This is a genomic window from Aliivibrio sifiae (assembly GCF_002954705.1).
Taxonomy (GTDB): domain Bacteria; phylum Pseudomonadota; class Gammaproteobacteria; order Enterobacterales; family Vibrionaceae; genus Aliivibrio; species Aliivibrio sifiae_A.
The window spans coordinates 103,873-122,148 of record NZ_MSCO01000001.1; the positions used below are offsets into that span (position 1 = coordinate 103,873).

At 39.9% G+C, this 18,276-nt stretch carries 15 protein-coding genes and 2 tRNA genes; 15 read left to right on the forward strand and 2 right to left on the reverse strand.

Going from position 1 to position 18,276, the window contains the following annotated elements; all coding sequences use genetic code 11:
• Positions 1 to 80 precede the first annotated feature (80 nt).
• Positions 81 to 157 (forward strand) — tRNA-Met (locus BTO22_RS00490).
• Positions 158 to 189: 32 nt separating this feature from the next.
• Positions 190 to 265 (forward strand) — tRNA-Gly (locus tag BTO22_RS00495).
• A gap of 569 nt (positions 266 to 834) precedes the next feature.
• Here the strand turns inward: BTO22_RS00495 and queG are convergent.
• A complete protein-coding gene (queG, locus tag BTO22_RS00500) occupies positions 835 to 1,947 on the reverse strand; it encodes a tRNA epoxyqueuosine(34) reductase QueG (RefSeq protein WP_181044600.1) in 1,113 nt (370 codons plus the stop codon).
• Positions 1,948 to 2,165: 218 nt separating this feature from the next.
• Here queG and tsaE point away from each other — a divergent pair, with 218 nt between their 5' ends.
• The 11 genes from tsaE to motX all read left to right on the forward strand — a co-directional run bounded on the left by tsaE (position 2,166) and on the right by motX (position 13,777).
• On the forward strand, positions 2,166 to 2,630 hold the full coding sequence (gene tsaE / locus BTO22_RS00505) for a tRNA (adenosine(37)-N6)-threonylcarbamoyltransferase complex ATPase subunit type 1 TsaE (RefSeq protein WP_105053852.1): 465 nt from the start codon (positions 2,166 to 2,168) through the stop codon (positions 2,628 to 2,630).
• A complete protein-coding gene (locus BTO22_RS00510; RefSeq protein WP_105053853.1) occupies positions 2,624 to 4,363 on the forward strand; it encodes a LysM peptidoglycan-binding domain-containing protein in 1,740 nt (579 codons plus the stop codon). Before tsaE ends, BTO22_RS00510 begins: the two co-directional genes overlap by 7 nt.
• Before the next feature lie 13 nt (positions 4,364 to 4,376).
• Positions 4,377 to 6,374 (forward strand): DNA mismatch repair endonuclease MutL, encoded by a 1,998-nt coding sequence (gene mutL / locus BTO22_RS00515; RefSeq protein WP_105053854.1) that lies wholly within the window; start codon positions 4,377 to 4,379, stop codon positions 6,372 to 6,374.
• Complete coding sequence (gene miaA, locus BTO22_RS00520; RefSeq protein ID WP_105053855.1) at positions 6,367 to 7,299, forward strand: tRNA (adenosine(37)-N6)-dimethylallyltransferase MiaA; 933 nt, start codon at positions 6,367 to 6,369, stop codon at positions 7,297 to 7,299. The genes mutL and miaA overlap by 8 nt, the downstream gene beginning before the upstream one ends.
• Positions 7,300 to 7,402: 103 nt before the next feature.
• Positions 7,403 to 7,669, forward strand: coding sequence for an RNA chaperone Hfq (hfq, locus tag BTO22_RS00525; RefSeq protein WP_017022675.1), 267 nt, complete (start codon positions 7,403 to 7,405; stop codon positions 7,667 to 7,669).
• Positions 7,670 to 7,713: 44 nt separating this feature from the next.
• A complete protein-coding gene (gene hflX, locus BTO22_RS00530) occupies positions 7,714 to 9,033 on the forward strand; it encodes a ribosome rescue GTPase HflX (protein ID WP_105053856.1) in 1,320 nt (439 codons plus the stop codon).
• An 18-nt stretch (positions 9,034 to 9,051) separates the two neighbouring features.
• Positions 9,052 to 10,269, forward strand: a complete 1,218-nt coding sequence (gene hflK, locus BTO22_RS00535) for an FtsH protease activity modulator HflK (protein ID WP_105053857.1) — start codon at positions 9,052 to 9,054, stop codon at positions 10,267 to 10,269.
• Between the two features lie 2 nt (positions 10,270 to 10,271).
• Positions 10,272 to 11,156, forward strand: a complete 885-nt coding sequence (gene hflC / locus BTO22_RS00540) for a protease modulator HflC (protein WP_105053858.1) — start codon at positions 10,272 to 10,274, stop codon at positions 11,154 to 11,156.
• Positions 11,157 to 11,244: 88 nt separating this feature from the next.
• Entirely contained in the window at positions 11,245 to 11,430 is a 186-nt protein-coding gene (locus tag BTO22_RS00545; RefSeq protein ID WP_105053859.1) for a DUF2065 domain-containing protein, read from the forward strand.
• A 178-nt stretch (positions 11,431 to 11,608) separates the two neighbouring features.
• Positions 11,609 to 12,925, forward strand: a complete 1,317-nt coding sequence (locus tag BTO22_RS00550) for an adenylosuccinate synthase (protein ID WP_105053860.1) — start codon at positions 11,609 to 11,611, stop codon at positions 12,923 to 12,925.
• Between the two features lie 219 nt (positions 12,926 to 13,144).
• On the forward strand, positions 13,145 to 13,777 hold the full coding sequence (gene motX / locus BTO22_RS00555; protein ID WP_105053861.1) for a flagellar protein MotX: 633 nt from the start codon (positions 13,145 to 13,147) through the stop codon (positions 13,775 to 13,777).
• Positions 13,778 to 13,890: 113 nt separating this feature from the next.
• Here motX and hmpA read toward each other — a convergent pair whose 3' ends face one another.
• Complete coding sequence (gene hmpA, locus BTO22_RS00560) at positions 13,891 to 15,075, reverse strand: NO-inducible flavohemoprotein (RefSeq protein ID WP_060992654.1); 1,185 nt, start codon at positions 15,073 to 15,075, stop codon at positions 13,891 to 13,893.
• A 107-nt stretch (positions 15,076 to 15,182) separates the two neighbouring features.
• Here hmpA and nsrR point away from each other — a divergent pair, with 107 nt between their 5' ends.
• Positions 15,183 to 15,608 (forward strand): nitric oxide-sensing transcriptional repressor NsrR, encoded by a 426-nt coding sequence (gene nsrR, locus BTO22_RS00565; RefSeq protein ID WP_060992653.1) that lies wholly within the window; start codon positions 15,183 to 15,185, stop codon positions 15,606 to 15,608.
• 87 nt (positions 15,609 to 15,695) lie between these two features.
• The gene (gene rnr / locus BTO22_RS00570; protein WP_060992652.1) at positions 15,696 to 18,212 is read left to right on the forward strand and encodes a ribonuclease R; all 2,517 of its coding nucleotides are present in this window, start codon (positions 15,696 to 15,698) and stop codon (positions 18,210 to 18,212) included.
• Positions 18,213 to 18,276 lie beyond the last annotated feature (64 nt).

Below are 18,276 nucleotides of genomic sequence, written 5' to 3' on the forward strand. Positions count from 1 at the left end.
CCTTAAGAGCCATTTGGTTCTTTCTCGAAAAGAGATATTGGGTAAAAGTTCCCATTGTACTTTGAACAATGGCATCCGGACGCGGGATGGAGCAGCTTGGTAGCTCGTCGGGCTCATAACCCGAAGGTCGTAGGTTCAAATCCTGCTCCCGCAACCACATTTAGATTGAATGCTTTATGCGTTGATCATGCGACACTAGCTCAGCTGGTAGAGCGCAACCTTGCCAAGGTTGAGGTCACGAGTTCGAGCCTCGTGTGTCGCTCCAAACAAAATAAAAGCGCTGAATTATATTCAGCGCTTTTATTTTCTTTAAAATTAATGCTGTGAAGCATTAACCCCACGAAAAATTCTGCTCTTTTAGAACATTCTGATTCAAATACTGAACAAGAATCAAACCGTCTATTGAACTATCTGTATTTACTGTATCTCTCAATGAGTTATAGCTACAGAGGGATAGTTATGTACGTTAATTCCCATATAACTAACAGAGTTATCCACATATTTATTTTTGTGGATAACTCTGTTAGTTGTTTGGTAATTGCCCTAAAAAAAAGAGAGCAAATAAAGATCTTATTTTTATTTAATGATCGAGGGCTTTTTAGGGTTTTTTTATCTATATGATTTTTAAGGATTTAATGTTTTGCATGCATTATTCTTTCAATTTTTAAAGATCTTTTTGCTTGACTTCTTTGATCCTAATCATATTCCTGCCTTGTGTTTAACTTTTCTATCTTTTGAATTGTTTACCTCATCTAGTAATGTTTTCCACATTTATTACGATCCACCTCAAACTTTGTGAACCGTAATCTCGTACTATATAAAATGATTACTTATTTAAGCATCTCTTGGTAAACCCTTTTCAATAATACGGATAAGGCGTTGTTCTTTTCTATTTTGGTTTATTTGTCCAGATTTTTGCTGCTCTATCGCCCAATTTAAATGAATATCTAAATTAGTATCTAAACCAAGTTTATCGTTTAGTGCTGAAATAATGAGTTCAGAATGAGGGGCGTTTCCCATCGCAATAGAAATATTGCGCAGCCACTGCAAGTGACCAATACGACGAATTGCGGAACCTTCCATATTTTTTAAGAATGTTGATTCATCCCAAGCAAACAGAGAAAGCAAATCTGCATTATTTAGTGAATCTCTGCGGTGAAAGTCGTTCTGTTGTGTGATGTCTGCTTCTCGGTTCCAAGGGCAAACAAGTTGGCAATCATCGCAGCCATAAATGCGATTCCCCATTAAAGATCGAAACTCTTCTGGAATGACATCGCTATTTTCAATCGTGAGATAAGAGATACAACGTCGAGCATCAATAACTCCGTTATCTAATATCGCATTCGTTGGGCATGAAGTAACACAAGCGGTGCATTTTCCACATTGATTTTCAAGAGGAGTATCAACGGGGAGTGGAATATCAACTAACAGCTCACCTAAAAAGAACCATGACCCTGCATCTTTATCTAATAACAGTGAGTGTTTACCTGTCCAACCAAGCCCCGCTTTTTCTGCTAATGGTCTTTCTAAAATAGGGGCAGAATCCACAAAAGGTCGATAACCGAGTTCTTCAACTTCAGCTTCAATTTTTTGACCTAGCTTTTTTAATTGGTTGCGAATAAGTTTATGGTAGTCACGACCAAGAGCGTAGCGGCTGATATAAGCTTGGGTTGAATCACTTAAATTGCTAGCAAATCCAGCTTCCGGAGGAAGATAATCCATACGAGCACTAATGACTCGGATAGTTCCAGGGTGAAGTTCATCTGGTCTTGCTCTCATTACGCCATGGCGAGCCATCCAATCCATAGAGCCATGATAGCCAGCATCAAGCCATTGCTCTAAAGCAGCTTCGTGTTGAGATAAATCGATGTCACAGATCCCGACCTTTTGAAAGCCGAGTTCTTGCGCCCAAAGTTTGATGTTATTCGCGAGTTCTTGATAGTCAATTTTCACAAGGAGATTACATTTTTTTATTACAGTATAATGAGTAAAAGTTTATCATATAGCCAAGATAACTCGTAATTTGATACTGCTAGTAAAAGCACTATTGAGTGATAGATATAAATATAGAAGATAGCTTGTGTATAAACATTCGCCATATTAAATTGTGAATCTGATACCAAGTCTATTAATTTAGACAATTAAAATAGTGAAACTAGTGAATAATGGAACGCTTTGAATTTAATTTAGCTACTGAAGACGATACTGTTGAATTTGGTAGACAGCTTTCTCAAGCTTGTAATCAACAAACTACCATCTTTCTGCATGGTGATCTTGGGGCTGGTAAAACGACCTTTAGCCGAGGATTTATTCGTTCATTAGGTCATGTCGGCAATGTAAAAAGCCCCACATATACTCTAGTTGAACCTTATGAATTGGATCAGTGGCAAGTATATCACTTTGATCTATACCGTTTAGCTGACCCTGAAGAATTAGAGTTCATGGGTATTCGTGATTACTTTACTGATGATGCAATCTGTTTAGTTGAATGGCCTGAGAGAGGACAAGGGTTATTGCCTAATCCCGATATTGATATTGATATTCGCTATGATGGTGAAGCTCGTCATGTTGTGATTACTGGCAATAATGAGTATGGATGTAGTTTAGTGCAGCGGTTGGATTTGTGTTAATCGGTAAATATTTTCGAGTTATTTGGTATTCGTTATTTGTTGTTCTATCAACAAGTGGTTTTTTTGTCTCTGCTAATACGCTTAAGGGTATACGAGTCTGGCCCTCGCCAGATGAAACCCGTGTTGTTATCGATCTAAATTCGGAAGCAAATTACAGCTATTTTACGTTGAGTAGTCCTTACCGTTTGGTGGTAGATCTTAAAAATACCAATGTAAAAGCAAAGCTGCCCCTAAGTGTGAAAGACAGTAAAGTTCTTACTAATATAAGAAAAAGTTCTTCTCCTTCAAAGGGAACGACGCGTCTTGTCTTCGAATTAAAGTATGCAGTTACAGCGGAAGTCTTTAAGTTATCGCCAACGCCAGGTGGGCAGTATGGACATCGCTTAGTGATGGATTTACCTCATTCAGGGTCCAGTGCCTCTAAACCTACAGCGAGTAAGCCTGCGAAGCCTTCAAAATCAGTAATAAATTCGAATACCAACCATATTGTTGGTAACGGAGAAATTATTATTGCCATTGATGCAGGGCATGGTGGTGAAGATCCTGGTTCGATTGGCCCAACAAGAAAATACGAGAAGCATGCGACTCTTGCTATTTCTAAGAAGGTGGTTGCTCAGATAAATGCACAACCAGGCATGAGAGCTATCATGACTCGTAGTGGTGATTACTTTGTTAATCTAAATAAACGTACTGATATTGCTCGTAAAAATAAGTCTCACTTATTAGTTTCAATTCATGCGGACAGTTTTAGAACGCCACAACCAAGAGGGGGGTCTGTTTTTGTTCTTAATACACGTAGAGCGAATACAGAGATTGGTCGTTGGGTAGAGCAACATGAAAAGCAATCTGAATTACTTGGTGGTGCAGGTGATGTGCTGGCAAAAAATAGTAATGATCGAAACGTAAGTCAAACGTTATTGGATTTACAGTTTAGCCATTCGCAAAAAGAAGGCTATAAGCTAGCGACAGATGTTTTATCTGAAATGGGTAAAGTGATTAAGCTTCATAAAAAAGCGCCTGTAAATGCGAGTCTAGCGGTATTAAAATCACCTGATATTCCTTCTATTTTGATTGAAACAGGCTTTATATCGAATCCGACAGAGGAGAAGCAGCTTTTCCAACGCGGACATCAAGATAAGATTGCTCGAGCGATTTCAAAAGCGATTATTCGCTACCTTAATGATAATCCACCTCAGGGAACGTTACTGGCAAGCAAGAAAGAGCAAACAACGCATAAAGTTCGTTCTGGAGAATCACTGTCACGTATCGCACAAAAATATGGAACAACAACAGCAAAACTTAAGAGCGCAAATAAACTGAAAAGTACAAGTTTAGCGGTTGGACAAGTATTAAAAATTCCAAGTAATAAACCCGTTTATGTTGCTCCTAAAGCATCGATGCAAAAAGCGAAGCCGTCAGTGAGGAAATCGCGTAAAACGATTACCCACACGGTCCGCTCTGGCGAGTATTTAGGAAAGATAGCATCGAAATATAAAGTATCGACAAGTAGTATTCGTTCATTGAATAGACTTAAATCAGATACTTTATTTGTCGGTCAAAAACTAAAAGTAAGCATTGTTGCTCCAATTCAAAAGCATACAGTGAAACGCGGTGAATTCTTAGGTAAAATTGCGACTAAATATGGAGTTACCGTTTCTAGTATTCGAACAGCCAATAAATTACGTTCAGATAAATTGGCTGTAGGACAGGTACTTATTATACCAAACAGTTAACAAGGATAAGATCATGCCAATTCAAATCTTACCAGCTCGATTAGCCAACCAAATTGCGGCGGGTGAGGTTGTGGAGCGGCCTGCGTCCGTTGTTAAAGAATTGGTAGAGAACAGTATCGATGCGGGAGCGACTCGCATCGATATTGATATTGAGAAAGGCGGAAGTAAGTTAATTCGTATTCGAGATAACGGCTCTGGTATCGCTAAAGATGAATTGACTCTAGCCTTGAGTCGTCATGCTACTTCCAAAATTACCACGCTTGATGACCTTGAAGCGATTGTCAGTTTAGGGTTTCGTGGTGAGGCACTTGCTTCGATAAGTTCAGTTTCCCGTCTTACATTAACCTCTCGAACGATAGCTCAAGAAGAAGCATGGTCGGCACACGCTGAAGGGCGAGACATGGATGTTAAACTGAAACCAGCCGCACACCCTATTGGCACTACGATAGATGTGGTTGATCTCTTCTTTAATACGCCTGCTCGTCGTAAATTTCTTCGTACTGAGAAAACAGAATTTACTCATATTGATGAGTTACTTAAGCGTATTGCGTTGAGTCGATTGGATATTACAATCAACTTACGTCATAACGGGAAACAAGTTCGTCAATATCGAGGGGCTCAAACAAAAGCGCAAGTTGAAAAGCGCTTAGCTGCAGTATGTGGTTCTAATTTCTTGCAGCATGCGCTAGAGGTTGAATTAGAGCATGGGGAGCTAAAATTTCATGGTTGGATATCTTCTCCAGAAGGTGCTCGTGCGCAAGGTGATATCCAATATTGCTATGTAAACGGACGCATGATGAAGGATAAGCTCATTAATCATGCGATTCGACAAGGTTATGAATCTTCATTATTAGCAAATCAATACGCGGCGTATATTTTATTTATTGAGATAAACCCACATGATGTTGATGTAAATGTGCATCCAGCAAAGCATGAAGTTCGCTTTCATCAAGCACGTTTAGTTCATGATTTTATCTATCAAGCAATTTATGGTGCATTACAACAAGGGGCGGCATTGCCTTTGCTTAATTCTGATGAAAAGGAGAGGGCTCTAATTGACGAGAAGGAGGTGTATTTCCCCCCCATGAAAGAGTATGTTCGTCAGCCTCAACAAGAGTCGCTAACTCCTCATCAAAATAAGGCTGAGCAATTAAGAAATGCGGTGGACTCAACACCTAGTTATCCAAATAAAGCACCATCAGGTTCTTGGGTTTCAAATTCTGCGCCTTCTTTAAGAACTGACTCTTCTGCGACAATGAAAAATACCTCTCGTTCTTTTCAAAATGACAAGCCGTCTCAAAAAGAGCTTAATCAATATAAGGCTTTATTAACAACAAAAGATAGAGAGAGCGGTCCACCATTTCATCAAGTTAATGAAGCTCAATTAAATACGGTTACTGATATTCCAGCCATAGAAAAATATGTTCCAACAATGAGTGTTGTTTTAGATAATAATGCATCATTAGGGAAGGTACTAAGTGTGGTAGAAAAGGTCTTTGCTTTATTGCAGCAAGGGACTCAATTGCAATTGGTTGATTTACGTTATGCTGAATTTTTAAAAAGTTACGGTCAACTTAATAGTATTCATATTGAACCATTAAAAGCTCAGCCTTTATTAATCCCACTTTCGGTCGGTGTGGAAGAAGGAATATGTAATAAAGTATTGGATTACGTTTCTTTCTTGAAACCTCTCGGTATTGATCTTAAAGTTAAAAATAGTACTAACGTGATCGTTATGGCGGTTTGTCAGCCGATCAGACAGCAGAATTTACAACAATTGATCCCGAATCTGTTAAGGTATCTAAACGGCATCAATCCGTCACTTGAACAGGTAATAACTTGGCTTGCTCATCAGGTTCAACATGAAGAAGCAAATTATAGTACCGCTCAAGCGATACAATTAGTGATGGAATTAGAGCAGCTATGGGGAGAGAAACTCCCTCAGTTTAATCAAAAGCTGCTAAAAAACATCGATATTACTCAGGCGATACAAGCATTTAGTCATGAATAAAGCATTACCACAAGCCATCTTTTTAATGGGACCGACTGCGTCAGGAAAAACAAGCTTAGCAATTGAATTGCGAAAACGTTTTCCTGTAGAGTTGATAAGCGTAGACTCAGCCCTTATCTATAAGGGTATGGATATTGGTACAGCAAAACCAAATGAAGCGGAACTTTTACAAGCTCCTCATCGTCTTATTGATATTCTAGAACCGACGGAAAGTTATTCAGTAGCAGAATTTCGTCGTGATGCGCTAAAAGAGATGGAAGATATTGTTGCTCAAGGAAAGATACCGTTATTAGTCGGTGGTACCATGTTGTACTACAAAGCGCTACTTGAAGGTCTTTCGCCATTACCAGCAGCGGATGCTGACATTAGAGCTCAAATTGAGCAAGAAGCGGAGAATCTTGGGTGGGAGGCTATGCATGATCAATTAAAACAAATTGATTCTGTATCAGCTGAGAGAATTCATCCAAATGATCCACAACGACTTTCCCGAGCGTTGGAAGTATTTCGAATTTCGGGTAAAACGTTAACAGAATTAACCCAAATAAAAGGTGAACCTCTACCTTATGAAGTGCATCAATTTGCTATTGCACCGAAAGAGAGAGCTGAAATTCACCGTCGTATTGAACTACGATTTGAGAATATGATGGAAGCTGGTTTTGAGGAAGAAGCTCGAGCGTTATACGAACGAGAAGAACTTCATGCTGATTTGCCTTCTATTCGATGCGTAGGTTATCGACAAATGTGGGACTATTTTGATGGGGAAGGCACATTAGATGACGCAATTTTTCGCGGAGTTTGTGCGACTCGTCAATTAGCCAAGAGGCAAATTACCTGGCTACGTAGCTGGAAAGATCTCACTTGGCTGGATAGTGATGACATTGATGGTGCCCTACAGACGATCTCTGATCGTTTAGAGAAAAAATAAGCACAATAATGTATCAATGTTGTTTAACTTCAGAGCGTTTAGTCATAAGCTAAAGGCTAATAGCTAAATAAAATTACAATTACAAACCAAAAAGGAAAAAAAAATGGCTAAAGGGCAATCTTTGCAAGACCCATTTTTGAATGCGCTGCGTCGTGAAAGGATTCCAGTGTCTATCTATTTAGTTAATGGGATTAAATTACAGGGGCAAATCGAGTCATTCGATCAATTTGTTATCCTATTGAAGAATACAGTAAATCAGATGGTATATAAGCATGCGATCTCTACTGTAGTTCCCGCTCGTGCTGTAAGCCATCACACTGCAAGTGATCGCCCACAAGGCGAGCGTCCACAAGAAACAACTGAAGAATAGTCCTATTCTATTATTGAATAGATGGCCTATTAAGGAGTTAATGCTTGTTTGACCGTTATGAATCCGGTGAACAGGCTATTCTTGTGCATATTAACTTCACTTATGAAGGGGAGTTGGAAGATCTCGACGAATGTAAGATGTTGGTTTCTTCTGCGGGGGTAAACACATTGGCTGTTGTGACGGGAACCCGTCAATCTCCACTCCCTAAATATTATGTAGGTGAGGGTAAGGCACTAGAAATTGCCGATGCTGTTCGAGCGAATAATGCGGACATCGTGATTTTTAATCATGCTTTGTCTCCAGCTCAAGAGCGAAATTTAGAACAAATATGTCAATGTAGAGTAATCGATCGAACAGGGTTAATACTTGATATATTTGCTCAACGAGCACGAACCTATGAAGGTAAGTTGCAAGTTGAATTAGCACAATTACGTCACATATCTACTCGATTAATCCGTGGCTGGACGCACCTTGAACGCCAGAAAGGCGGAATTGGTTTACGTGGTCCTGGTGAAACTCAATTAGAAACTGATAGACGACTATTGCGAGATCGAATCAAAGCAATTTTACGTCGATTAGGTAAAGTTGCAAAGCAGCGTGAGCAAGGTCGCCGAGCAAGGCTTCGTGCTGAAATTCCAACTATTTCATTAGTCGGATATACCAACGCAGGGAAATCTACGTTATTTAACCGAATTACTGAAGCTGGAGTTTATGCCGCTGACCAATTATTTGCTACGCTTGATCCTACATTACGTAAGATTGAAGTTGCAGATGTTGGTGCTTCAATTCTTGCTGATACGGTAGGTTTTATTCGTCATTTACCACATGATCTTGTTGCTGCTTTTAAAGCAACATTACAAGAAACGCAAGAAGCTAATATCTTGTTACATGTTGTTGATGCGAGTGATGAACGTTTTCGTGAGAACATTGAAGCAGTAGATATTGTTCTAGAAGAAATAGATGCCCATGAGGTACCTTATCTTCTCGTAATGAATAAGATTGATAACTTAGAAGATCAACAACCGCGAATTGAACGTGATGAGGAGGGAGTTCCTCGATGTGTTTGGGTTTCAGCAATGGAAGGCCAAGGCATTGAATTACTCTTTCAAGCATTAACGGAACGATTAGCTGGTCAAATGGTAGTGCATACGCTGTTACTGCCACCTGATTTGGTTGGACGTCTTCGAAGTAAGTTCTTTCAAATGCAAAGCATTATAAAAGAAGAATATCAGGATGATGGCAGCTTGCTTATCGATGTACGTATGCAGCAAGTTGATTGGTCTAAGTTAGAAAAACGTGAAGAGACTCCATTAAGTAATTTTTTAATTACTAATGAGAGTACACAGAATTCTTTATCTTCATAATTACCTTGGAGTTTTCTAATGGCGTGGAATGAGCCTGGAAATAACAACAATAATAATGGCGGTGGCGATAATAAAGACCCTTGGGGTAATAAAAATCGTGGCGGTCGTGATCAAGGTCCACCAGATCTTGATGAAGTATTTAACAAGCTAAGTCAAAAACTGAGCGGTAAGTTCGGTGGTGGCAATAAAGGCGGGAACAATAAAGGAGGCAGTGGTCTACCTTCATTTGGTAATGGGGGCGCAGTTGGCTTAGGTCTTATTGCTGTTGTCGCTATTGGTATTTGGGTTTTCTCTGGTTTCTATACGATTGGTGAAAGTGAGCGAGGTGTCGTTTTACGCTTAGGTAAATATGATCGTATGGTAGATCCCGGTCTAAACTGGAAACCAACATTTATTGACCAAGTAACACCAGTAAATATTCAATCAATTCGTTCATTAAACTCAAAAGGCTTAATGTTAACGAAAGATGAAAACGTAGTAACTGTAGAAATGGGTGTTCAGTATCGTGTTGCTGATGCAAGAAAATACCTATATACAGTGACGAATGCCGATGACAGCTTACGTCAAGCGACTGATTCTGCATTACGTGCCGTTATTGGTGACGCAAAGATGGATGATATCCTAACGAGTGGTCGCCAAGTTATTCGTCAACGTACACAAGAAACATTGAACCGTATTATTGATAAGTATGATATGGGTTTAATCGTTGTTGATGTCAACTTCCAGTTAGCTCGTCCACCAGAAGAAGTGAAAGCGTCATTCGATGATGCCATCGCAGCTCGAGAAGATGAAGAACGTTTCATTCGTGAAGCAGAAGCGTACAGCAATGACATTCTTCCTAAAGCGACTGGTCGTGCGGAGCGTCTGAAAAAAGAAGCTCAAGGTTATACTGAACGCACTGTCAACGAAGCGATTGGTCAAATTGCACAGTTCGAGAAACTATTGCCTGAATACAATAGAGCGCCTGAAGTCACTCGTACTCGTTTGTACCTTGATACGATGGAACGTGTATACAGCAATACAAGTAAGGTTCTGATTGATTCTGAATCAAACGGTAACTTGTTATATCTTCCATTAGATAAAATTACAGGTAACCAACAAGGTTTTGTTAAGTCGTCTCCTAAAACATCAACATCATCATCTAAAAATTATGATTTTGAGTTAGAGAAGAGTGGACAGCCTGATTCAAAGACTACTACAACTGGTCGTAACTCAACTCGTGAAGGGAGATATTAATCATGCGTAAGTTAATGATCCCAACGCTTATCGTTGTTATCGCTATTTTCTTAATGTCACTGTTTGTAGTCCCTGAAGGCGAACGCGGTATTGTTACTCGATTTGGTCGTTTAATTAAAGATGACAGCAACATTACACGTATTTATGAGCCTGGCTTGCATTTTAAAATGCCAATGTTCGATCGTGTAAATATGCTAGATGCTCGAATTCAGACAATGGATGATCAATCAGACCGTTTCGTAACGTCAGAGAAAAAAGACGTTATTATCGACTCATACGTTAAGTGGAGAATTAAAGATTTCGGTCAATTCTACCTAGCAACAGGTGGTGGTAATATCTTAACGGCAGAGTCTTTACTACAACGTCGTGTGTCTGATGGCTTACGAGCTGAGATTGGTAGTAAAACGGTTAAAGAAATTGTTTCTGAGAAACGTGAACAAGTAATGGCAACAGTACTTTTAGATTCTCAAGAAGGAACTGGCGATTTAGGTATTGAAGTGATTGATTTACGAATCAAGAAAATCAACTTACCTGAAGAGATCTCTGAATCGATATACCGTCGTATGCGTGCAGAGCGTGAAGCTGTTGCTCGTAAACTTCGTTCTCAAGGTCGTGAGAAAGCGGAAGTTATTCGTGCTCAATCAGAACTTGAAGTTGCAACGATCATTGCAGAAGCAGATAAAACAGCACAAATCACTCGTGGTGATGCAGATGCGAAAGTAGCAAAACTGTATGCAGATACATTTAATAAAGAGCCAGAGTTCTTTGGATTTATTCGTTCTTTACGCGCGTATGAAAAATCATTTAATAGTAAGAATGATATCTTGGTACTTGATCCTAAGACTGATTTCTTCAAATACATGAATGATCCAAAAGGTGGAAAATAATCTCTTGTAGATTATGATTCATTTTAATTAACAAGGTCCTTCGGGACCTTGTTTTGTTTCTGCTTGATAGATACTGATAGGGTTTATGATGAGTAATGCAATATGGTTAGCGATTGGTGGTGTACTTATTGTTGAAGGTTTAGGTCCATTAATTGCGCCTAATGGGTGGCGTAACATGGTCGCTAACTTAAGTGAACAGCCTGATAATACTCTGCGCCGTATTGGTGGGTGTTTAGTTGTCGCTGGTGTTGTTATTTGCAGTGTGATGCTTTGAATTTCAGCGAAAAGGCAAAACCGTAAGCTTATTTTTGATTTTATTGAGAAAATAAATAATAGAATTGTTTATATTGACAGCGCTTTATTGTGAAAGTGAGATTTCGTTTAAAAATAACTGAAAGATTTTTCTATCAATGCTAGAATCCATTTTTAACTAACAAGCAGACTTTGGAAAGATGGGAAATAACGTAGTCGTTCTGGGCACCCAATGGGGTGACGAAGGTAAAGGTAAAATAGTAGACCTTTTAACTGAAGATGCAAAGTATGTGGTTCGCTATCAAGGCGGTCACAATGCAGGCCATACTCTAGTTATCGACGGTGAAAAAACCGTTCTACACTTAATTCCATCAGGTATCTTACGTAATAATGTTGAATGCATTATTGGTAATGGCGTAGTGCTTTCACCTGATGCTTTACTAAAAGAAATGGCGCCACTTGAAGCGCGTGGTATTCCAGTTCGTGAACGCCTATTCATTTCTGAAGCTTGTCCTCTAATTCTTCCTTATCACGTAGCGCTAGACCAAGCGCGTGAAATCGCACGTGGTAATAAAGCAATTGGTACAACTGGTCGTGGTATCGGTCCAGCGTACGAAGATAAAGTATCTCGTCGTGGTCTACGTGTTGGCGATCTGTTTGATAAAGTTGCTTTTGCTGAAAAACTAAAAGAAGTAATGGAATACCATAACTTTGCATTAGTTAACTACTACAAAGTAGATGCAGTAAGCTATGAAGAAGTTCTTGAGCAAGCAATGAGCTATGCTGATCTACTTACTTCAATGGTTATTGATGTTACTGATACTCTTGATGCTGCACGTAAGCGTGGCGACAAGATTATGTTTGAAGGTGCTCAAGGTACACTTCTAGATATCGACCACGGTACTTACCCTTATGTAACGTCTTCTAACACTACTGCTGGTGGTGTTGCCGCGGGTTCTGGTTTTGGTCCTCGTCATTTAGGTTACATCCTAGGTATTACTAAAGCATATTGTACTCGTGTGGGTTCAGGTCCATTCCCTACTGAGTTATACGATGGTTTAGAGAAGCAAGATCCAGTAGGTAAGCATTTAGGCGATGTTGGCCATGAATTTGGCGCAACAACTGGTCGTCTACGTCGTACAGGCTGGTTTGATGCCGTTGCTATGCGTCGCGCAATTCAAATCAATTCACTGTCTGGTATGTGTCTAACTAAACTAGACGTATTAGATGGCCTAAAAGAACTTAAAATCTGTACTGGTTACAAGATGAATAATGGTTCTGTATTAGAAGTTTCTCCAATGGCTGCTGAAGCGTTTGAAGAAGCAACGCCAGTATACGAAACTATGCCTGGTTGGTCTGAAAATACATTTGGTGCGAAAACAATTGAAGCGCTTCCACAAGCTGCTCTAAATTACGTTAAGCGTATCGAAGAGTTAACAGGCGTGCCTATTGATATTATCTCTACTGGTCCTGACCGTAACGAGACAATCATCAAAGTACACCCATTCCAAGCTTAATAGCTTAGAGAATGATAAAAGCCAGCTTATGTAGCTGGTTTTTTTATATCTGGTATTTAGTCCCTAGTCCCTACTTCTTCCTCATTAAGTCTCTAAATTTCATTTAATCAATAACTTATAAAGTATGGGCAAAAAATTGCCACTTAGGGCAAATTTTGTCTAAAGAACTTGCCGTTGACGTCGATATAATAAATACAGTTATAAAAGAGTTGATGAATTATGAAACTACGACATTTCGTAGCAGCTTGTATGGTGGCTCTTGTGCCTATGCATGCTGCTAGCGAAGAGATCGGAGATCCGATCCCAATCTATACCGAAAACCAACTATTTCGATTGTTTGATACTAATTCACACTTAAACCGTGTGAAGAACGTGGATAATTGTCAATTAGTTGAAGATATCGTTGCACGAGCAACTAAAATTGATTCCCCTGCTTATGAATTTCTTTATGGAGATATGCTTGCATGGGGGGTATGTGTTGACCGTGATGTAGAGTTGGGTCTCTATTACATGGAAAATGCAGCGAGGCAGGGGTTACCTGCTGCGCTAGAGCAGGTTGGTCGATATTATGCCAAGGGCACATTAGTGCAGCAAGACAGAGAGCGAGCTATCCCATACTTACGTGAAGCCGCAGGGATGGGAAATGTAAATGCTCGTATTCACCTCGCGGAGTTACTTCTGAGTGATTACGGTAGTCCGCTAGACTACGAAGATGCATATCGGTGGTTATACAATACAGTTACTGCTGATGGACGTAAGCATAAACGGATTGCTAACTTAAGAAACGGGTTAGAAATGCGTATGCCTGGTAATGTTATTGCTAGAGCAAAAAGAAGAGATACCTTTTGGTAGAACCTAATTTTTAATATTTAACTGTTTTTGTTAAATATGTAATTTCATCAGCTCTAAAAAACGCCCAGTGATAAATTATCACTGGGCGTTTTTGCATTTTTGTACCTATCAATTTATAGAACTTTATGAGGACCAAAGCATTCATAATGAATACGATCTTCAGTGACACCTAGTTCAATTAACTGTTTAGCAACATATTGCATAAAGCCAACAGGACCACAGAAGTAGTAATGACCATTGTCTGAAGTTATCTCTGTTTTAACTTCAGCTAAGTTAATTAAGCCGCTGAATTGGAAGTCTTGATTTAGCGTATCTGTTTCTTGTGCTTGGTTGTACCAAGTATATGCAGAGATATGCTCATGCTTCTCAGCTAAAGCAGAAATGTGTTGTTTAAATGCGTGTTGAGAACCATTCTCTGTTGCGTGTAACCAATTAACTTGTGCTTGATGCTCAGTCAATGTTTCCAGCATGGAAAGGGTGGGAGTTAAGCCAACACCAGCAGAAATAAGCGTAACAGGTGTTGATGCTTCAACTTCTAAGAAGAAATCGCCCGCAGGTGCGGTAAGATTTACTTTGTCGCCAATATTAAGTGACGCGTGTAGGTAATTTGATGCTTTACCACCTTCCTCACGTTTTACTGAAATACGGTATGTTTTATCTTGAGGGGCTGAAGATAAGCTGTATTGACGAACTTCTTGGTTTTCAAATTCTTCAGGATTTAAATAGATACCAATATATTGTCCTGGTTTAAATGAAGATACTGATAAGTCATCTGTTGGCATAAAAGTGAAACTAGTGATGGATTCACTTTCTTTTTCTTTCGCGATAAGTTCAAACTCGCGCAGTCCACGCCAGCCGCCATCAAGAGCGTTGTTATCTTGATAGATCTGCTCTTCACGTTGAATGAATACATTAGCAAGTACGCCATAAGCCTCACCCCATGCATCTAATACTTCTTGGCCAGGAGAAAACATTTCATCAAGCGTCGCAATTAAGTGGCCACCAACAATATTGTATTGTTCAGCAGTGATCATAAAGCTTGTGTGTTTGTGGGCTATTTTTTCAACAGCAGGCAGTAAGGCCGCTAGGTTTTCAATATTACCCGCATAAGCACAGATTGCATTGAATAGTGCTTCACGTTGATCGCCGTTACGCTGGTTACTCATGTTAAAAATATCTTTTAACTCTGGGTTATGAGTAAGCATACGATCGTAAAAATGAGCGGTTAATGCCGGACCTGTTTGTGCAAGTAATGGGATGGTTGATTTAATAATATCGATAGTGTTTTTGCTGAGCATATGATGTACCTTTAAAGGTGTATTTATAATGTATGTTATAAGTTGTATCTAAAATATATCTTTTAGTCAAGAGAAGAATTACAATAAATAAGAGATAAGGAGAGGATATGCAACTTACAAATTTTACTGACTTTGGCTTGAGAGCCTTGATATACCTAGCATCATTACCGAAAGATGAATTGACTAGCATTACTATTGTGACTGAAACGTTTGATGTATCGCGTAACCATATGGTGAAGATTATCAATAAACTGGGTCAAGAAGGTTATGTGAAAACCGTTCGAGGAAAGAACGGTGGTATCTGTTTAGGGAAGCCCGCACATCAAATTATTATTGGTGATGTCATTCGTTCTATTGAGCCACTACAAGTTGTAAATTGTGCTCCTGAGTTTTGTCATATTACGTCGGCTTGTCGATTGAAGAGTGCACTCGCTAAAGCGAAACAAGCATTTTTAGATGAGTTGGATAATTACACCATTCAGGATATGTTAACGGATAACAATGAATTACTGATTTTGTTACAACGAGTTTAGATTGCAATTCCAGATCCTTTCCTATCTGTTGTTTCTATACTCAGGTACAATTACCTTATTATCTCCTCCGACTAAGCAGGTCAGCCTATGTCTAAGATTATTCAAAACGATCCTTTCAAAGATCGAGAAGCAGAAAAGTACGAGAATCCAATTCCAAGCCGTGAGTTCATTCTTGAATTTTTCCAAAAAGCAGAAGCGCCTTTAAATCGTAATGACTTATTCGAAGCCCTAGGTTTATCTGGTGAAGATAACTATGAAGGCTTACGTCGTCGTTTAAGAGCAATGGAGCGTGATGGACAATTAGTTTTCACTCGCCGTCAGTGTTATGCATTGCCAGAGCGCATTGAAGTATTAAAAGGTGTCGTACTTGGGCACCGTGATGGTTTCGGTTGGATCCGTCCTGAAGGCAGTGTAGGTAAAGACAATGATGTACTTTTACCTTTCCATCAAATGAAGAAACTCATTCATGGTGATGTGATACTAGCTCAGCCAACTGGTACAGATAAGCGAGGCCGTAAAGAGGGCCGCGTAGTACGAGTATTAGAACCTCATAATGACGGCATTGTTGGTCGATTCTTTATTGAAGATGGTCAAGGTTTTGTTGTACCTGATGATTCACGTATTAATCAAGACATCTTCATTCCTACTGAGCACAAAATGGGTGCTCGCATGGGTAATGTCGTAGTGATTAATATTACTGACCGTGGTGGCCGTGCTCGTGGCATGTCAGGTCAGGTTATTGAAGTTCTTGGTGAGAATATGGCGCCAGGAATGGAGATTGATATTGCACTGCGTACTCACAATATTCCTCATGTATGGCCTACAGCGGTTGAAAAACAAGTTGAAGGTTTAGCAGAAGAAGTGCCAGAAGAAGCAAAAGTAGGCCGTGTTGATCTTCGAGAATTACCATTAGTAACGATTGATGGTGAAGATGCTCGAGACTTCGATGATGCGGTATTCTGTCAAGCGAAAGCCTCTGGTGGTTGGCGTTTATGGGTTGCGATTGCTGATGTAAGTTATTATGTTCGTCCTGATAACGCATTAGACAAAGAAGCGATTCAGCGTGGTAACTCGGTTTACTTCCCTGCGCAAGTGGTACCAATGCTGCCAGAAGTATTATCGAATGGCTTATGTTCATTAAACCCACAAGTTGACCGTCTATGTATGGTGTGTGAGATGACTATCTCTGCATCAGGCAAGCTGTCAGGTTTTAAGCATTACGAAGCGGTAATGAACTCACACGCTCGTCTTACTTACAACAAAGTAAGTGACATTCTTGGTGGTGATGAAGAACTGACTCAACGTTATGAGCCATTAGTACCTCATCTTAAAGAGCTTCATAATATGTATCAGGTGCTAAAAACAGCACGTGAAGCGCGTGGTGCAATTGAGTTCGAAACCATTGAAACTAAGTTTATCTTCAATGCCGATCGTAAGATTGACCGCATTGAACCAGTGATTCGTAATGACGCTCATAAGATCATTGAAGAGTGTATGATCTTAGCTAACATCGCATCGGCAAGCTTTGTAGAAAAAGCGAAAGAGCCTGCGTTGTACCGTGTGCACGAGTCTCCAGGTGAAGAACGTCTACAAGGTTTTCGTGATTTCTTAGGCGAGCTTGGTCTAAGCTTGTCGGGTGGCTTAACACCATCGCCAACAGACTATGGTCAATTGGTGCATTTGATTGCTGATCGTCCTGACAAAGAATTGATTCAAACGATGCTGCTGCGTTCAATGAAGCAAGCAGTATACAACGCAGATAATCAAGGTCACTTTGGCCTAGCATTGAAGCGTTATGCGCACTTTACGTCGCCAATTCGTCGTTACCCAGACCTCCTGTTACACCGTGCAATTAAGTATCTAATTGCCAAAGAGAAAGGCCAAAATAACGATCGTTGGACACCAACAGGTGGTTACCACTATTCATTCGATGATATGGATGTGTTTGGTGAGCAATGTTCAATGACTGAGCGCCGTGCTGATGATGCTACACGTGATGTTGCTGATTGGCTTAAATGTGAATACATGCAAGATCATATCGGTGAAGAGTTAGAAGGTGTTATTGCCAATGTCACCGGCTTTGGTTTCTTTGTTCGATTAAATGATTTGCATATCGATGGTTTAGTCCATATTTCATCACTAGCCAATGATTACTATCAATTTGATGCTGCAGGTCAGCGTTTAACGGGTGAAAGCTCGGGTCAAATTTTCCGTCTTGGTGATCAAGTCACGGTTAAAGTGGTTGCGGTAAATCTTGATGATCGCAACATTGACTTTGAATGTACCAGTTCAATGCGTAAAGCACGTGGTCACGGTAAAACAGCGAAAGATAATGCAAAGAAACGCGATGGCAAAAAAGAACCTCGTCGTGATCCAAACTTCAAAGCGAAGAAAAAAGGGGATAAAGCGGAGCCAAAAGGTCGTGGTCAATTAGGTGATCGTAAATCCAAAGGTAAGAGCAAAGTGAAATCGAAAGCTCAAGCCATGGTTGAACCTACAAAACGTCCAGACGGTTCTGCCGAAGAGGTGAAGGCAAAGAGAAAGCCAAAACCTAAGCACAAGAAAAAAGTGCGCGCAAGAAAGCCTAAGCCAAAAGCGGAATAAGCAACCCTTCGATAATGAGGCAAGCTTGCCTCATTAGAACCACTAATTTGTAATAGAAAGAAGC

Excerpts from the sequence above, each read along its gene's own strand:
- miaA (WP_105053855.1), top strand. The coding sequence starts at position 6,367 with ATGAATAAAGCATTACCACAAGCCATCTTTTTAATGGGACCGACTGCG.
- mutL (WP_105053854.1), top strand. The coding sequence starts at position 4,377 with ATGCCAATTCAAATCTTACCAGCTCGATTAGCCAACCAAATTGCGGCG.
- hflK (WP_105053857.1), top strand. The coding sequence starts at position 9,052 with ATGGCGTGGAATGAGCCTGGAAATAACAACAATAATAATGGCGGTGGC.
- tsaE (WP_105053852.1), top strand. The coding sequence starts at position 2,166 with ATGGAACGCTTTGAATTTAATTTAGCTACTGAAGACGATACTGTTGAA.
- hmpA (WP_060992654.1), bottom strand. The coding sequence starts at position 15,075 with ATGCTCAGCAAAAACACTATCGATATTATTAAATCAACCATCCCATTA.
- hflC (WP_105053858.1), top strand. The coding sequence starts at position 10,272 with ATGCGTAAGTTAATGATCCCAACGCTTATCGTTGTTATCGCTATTTTC.
- BTO22_RS00550 (WP_105053860.1), top strand. The coding sequence starts at position 11,609 with ATGGGAAATAACGTAGTCGTTCTGGGCACCCAATGGGGTGACGAAGGT.
- motX (WP_105053861.1), top strand. The coding sequence starts at position 13,145 with ATGAAACTACGACATTTCGTAGCAGCTTGTATGGTGGCTCTTGTGCCT.
- hfq (WP_017022675.1), top strand. The coding sequence starts at position 7,403 with ATGGCTAAAGGGCAATCTTTGCAAGACCCATTTTTGAATGCGCTGCGT.
- rnr (WP_060992652.1), top strand. The coding sequence starts at position 15,696 with ATGTCTAAGATTATTCAAAACGATCCTTTCAAAGATCGAGAAGCAGAA.
- BTO22_RS00545 (WP_105053859.1), top strand. The coding sequence starts at position 11,245 with ATGAGTAATGCAATATGGTTAGCGATTGGTGGTGTACTTATTGTTGAA.
- nsrR (WP_060992653.1), top strand. The coding sequence starts at position 15,183 with ATGCAACTTACAAATTTTACTGACTTTGGCTTGAGAGCCTTGATATAC.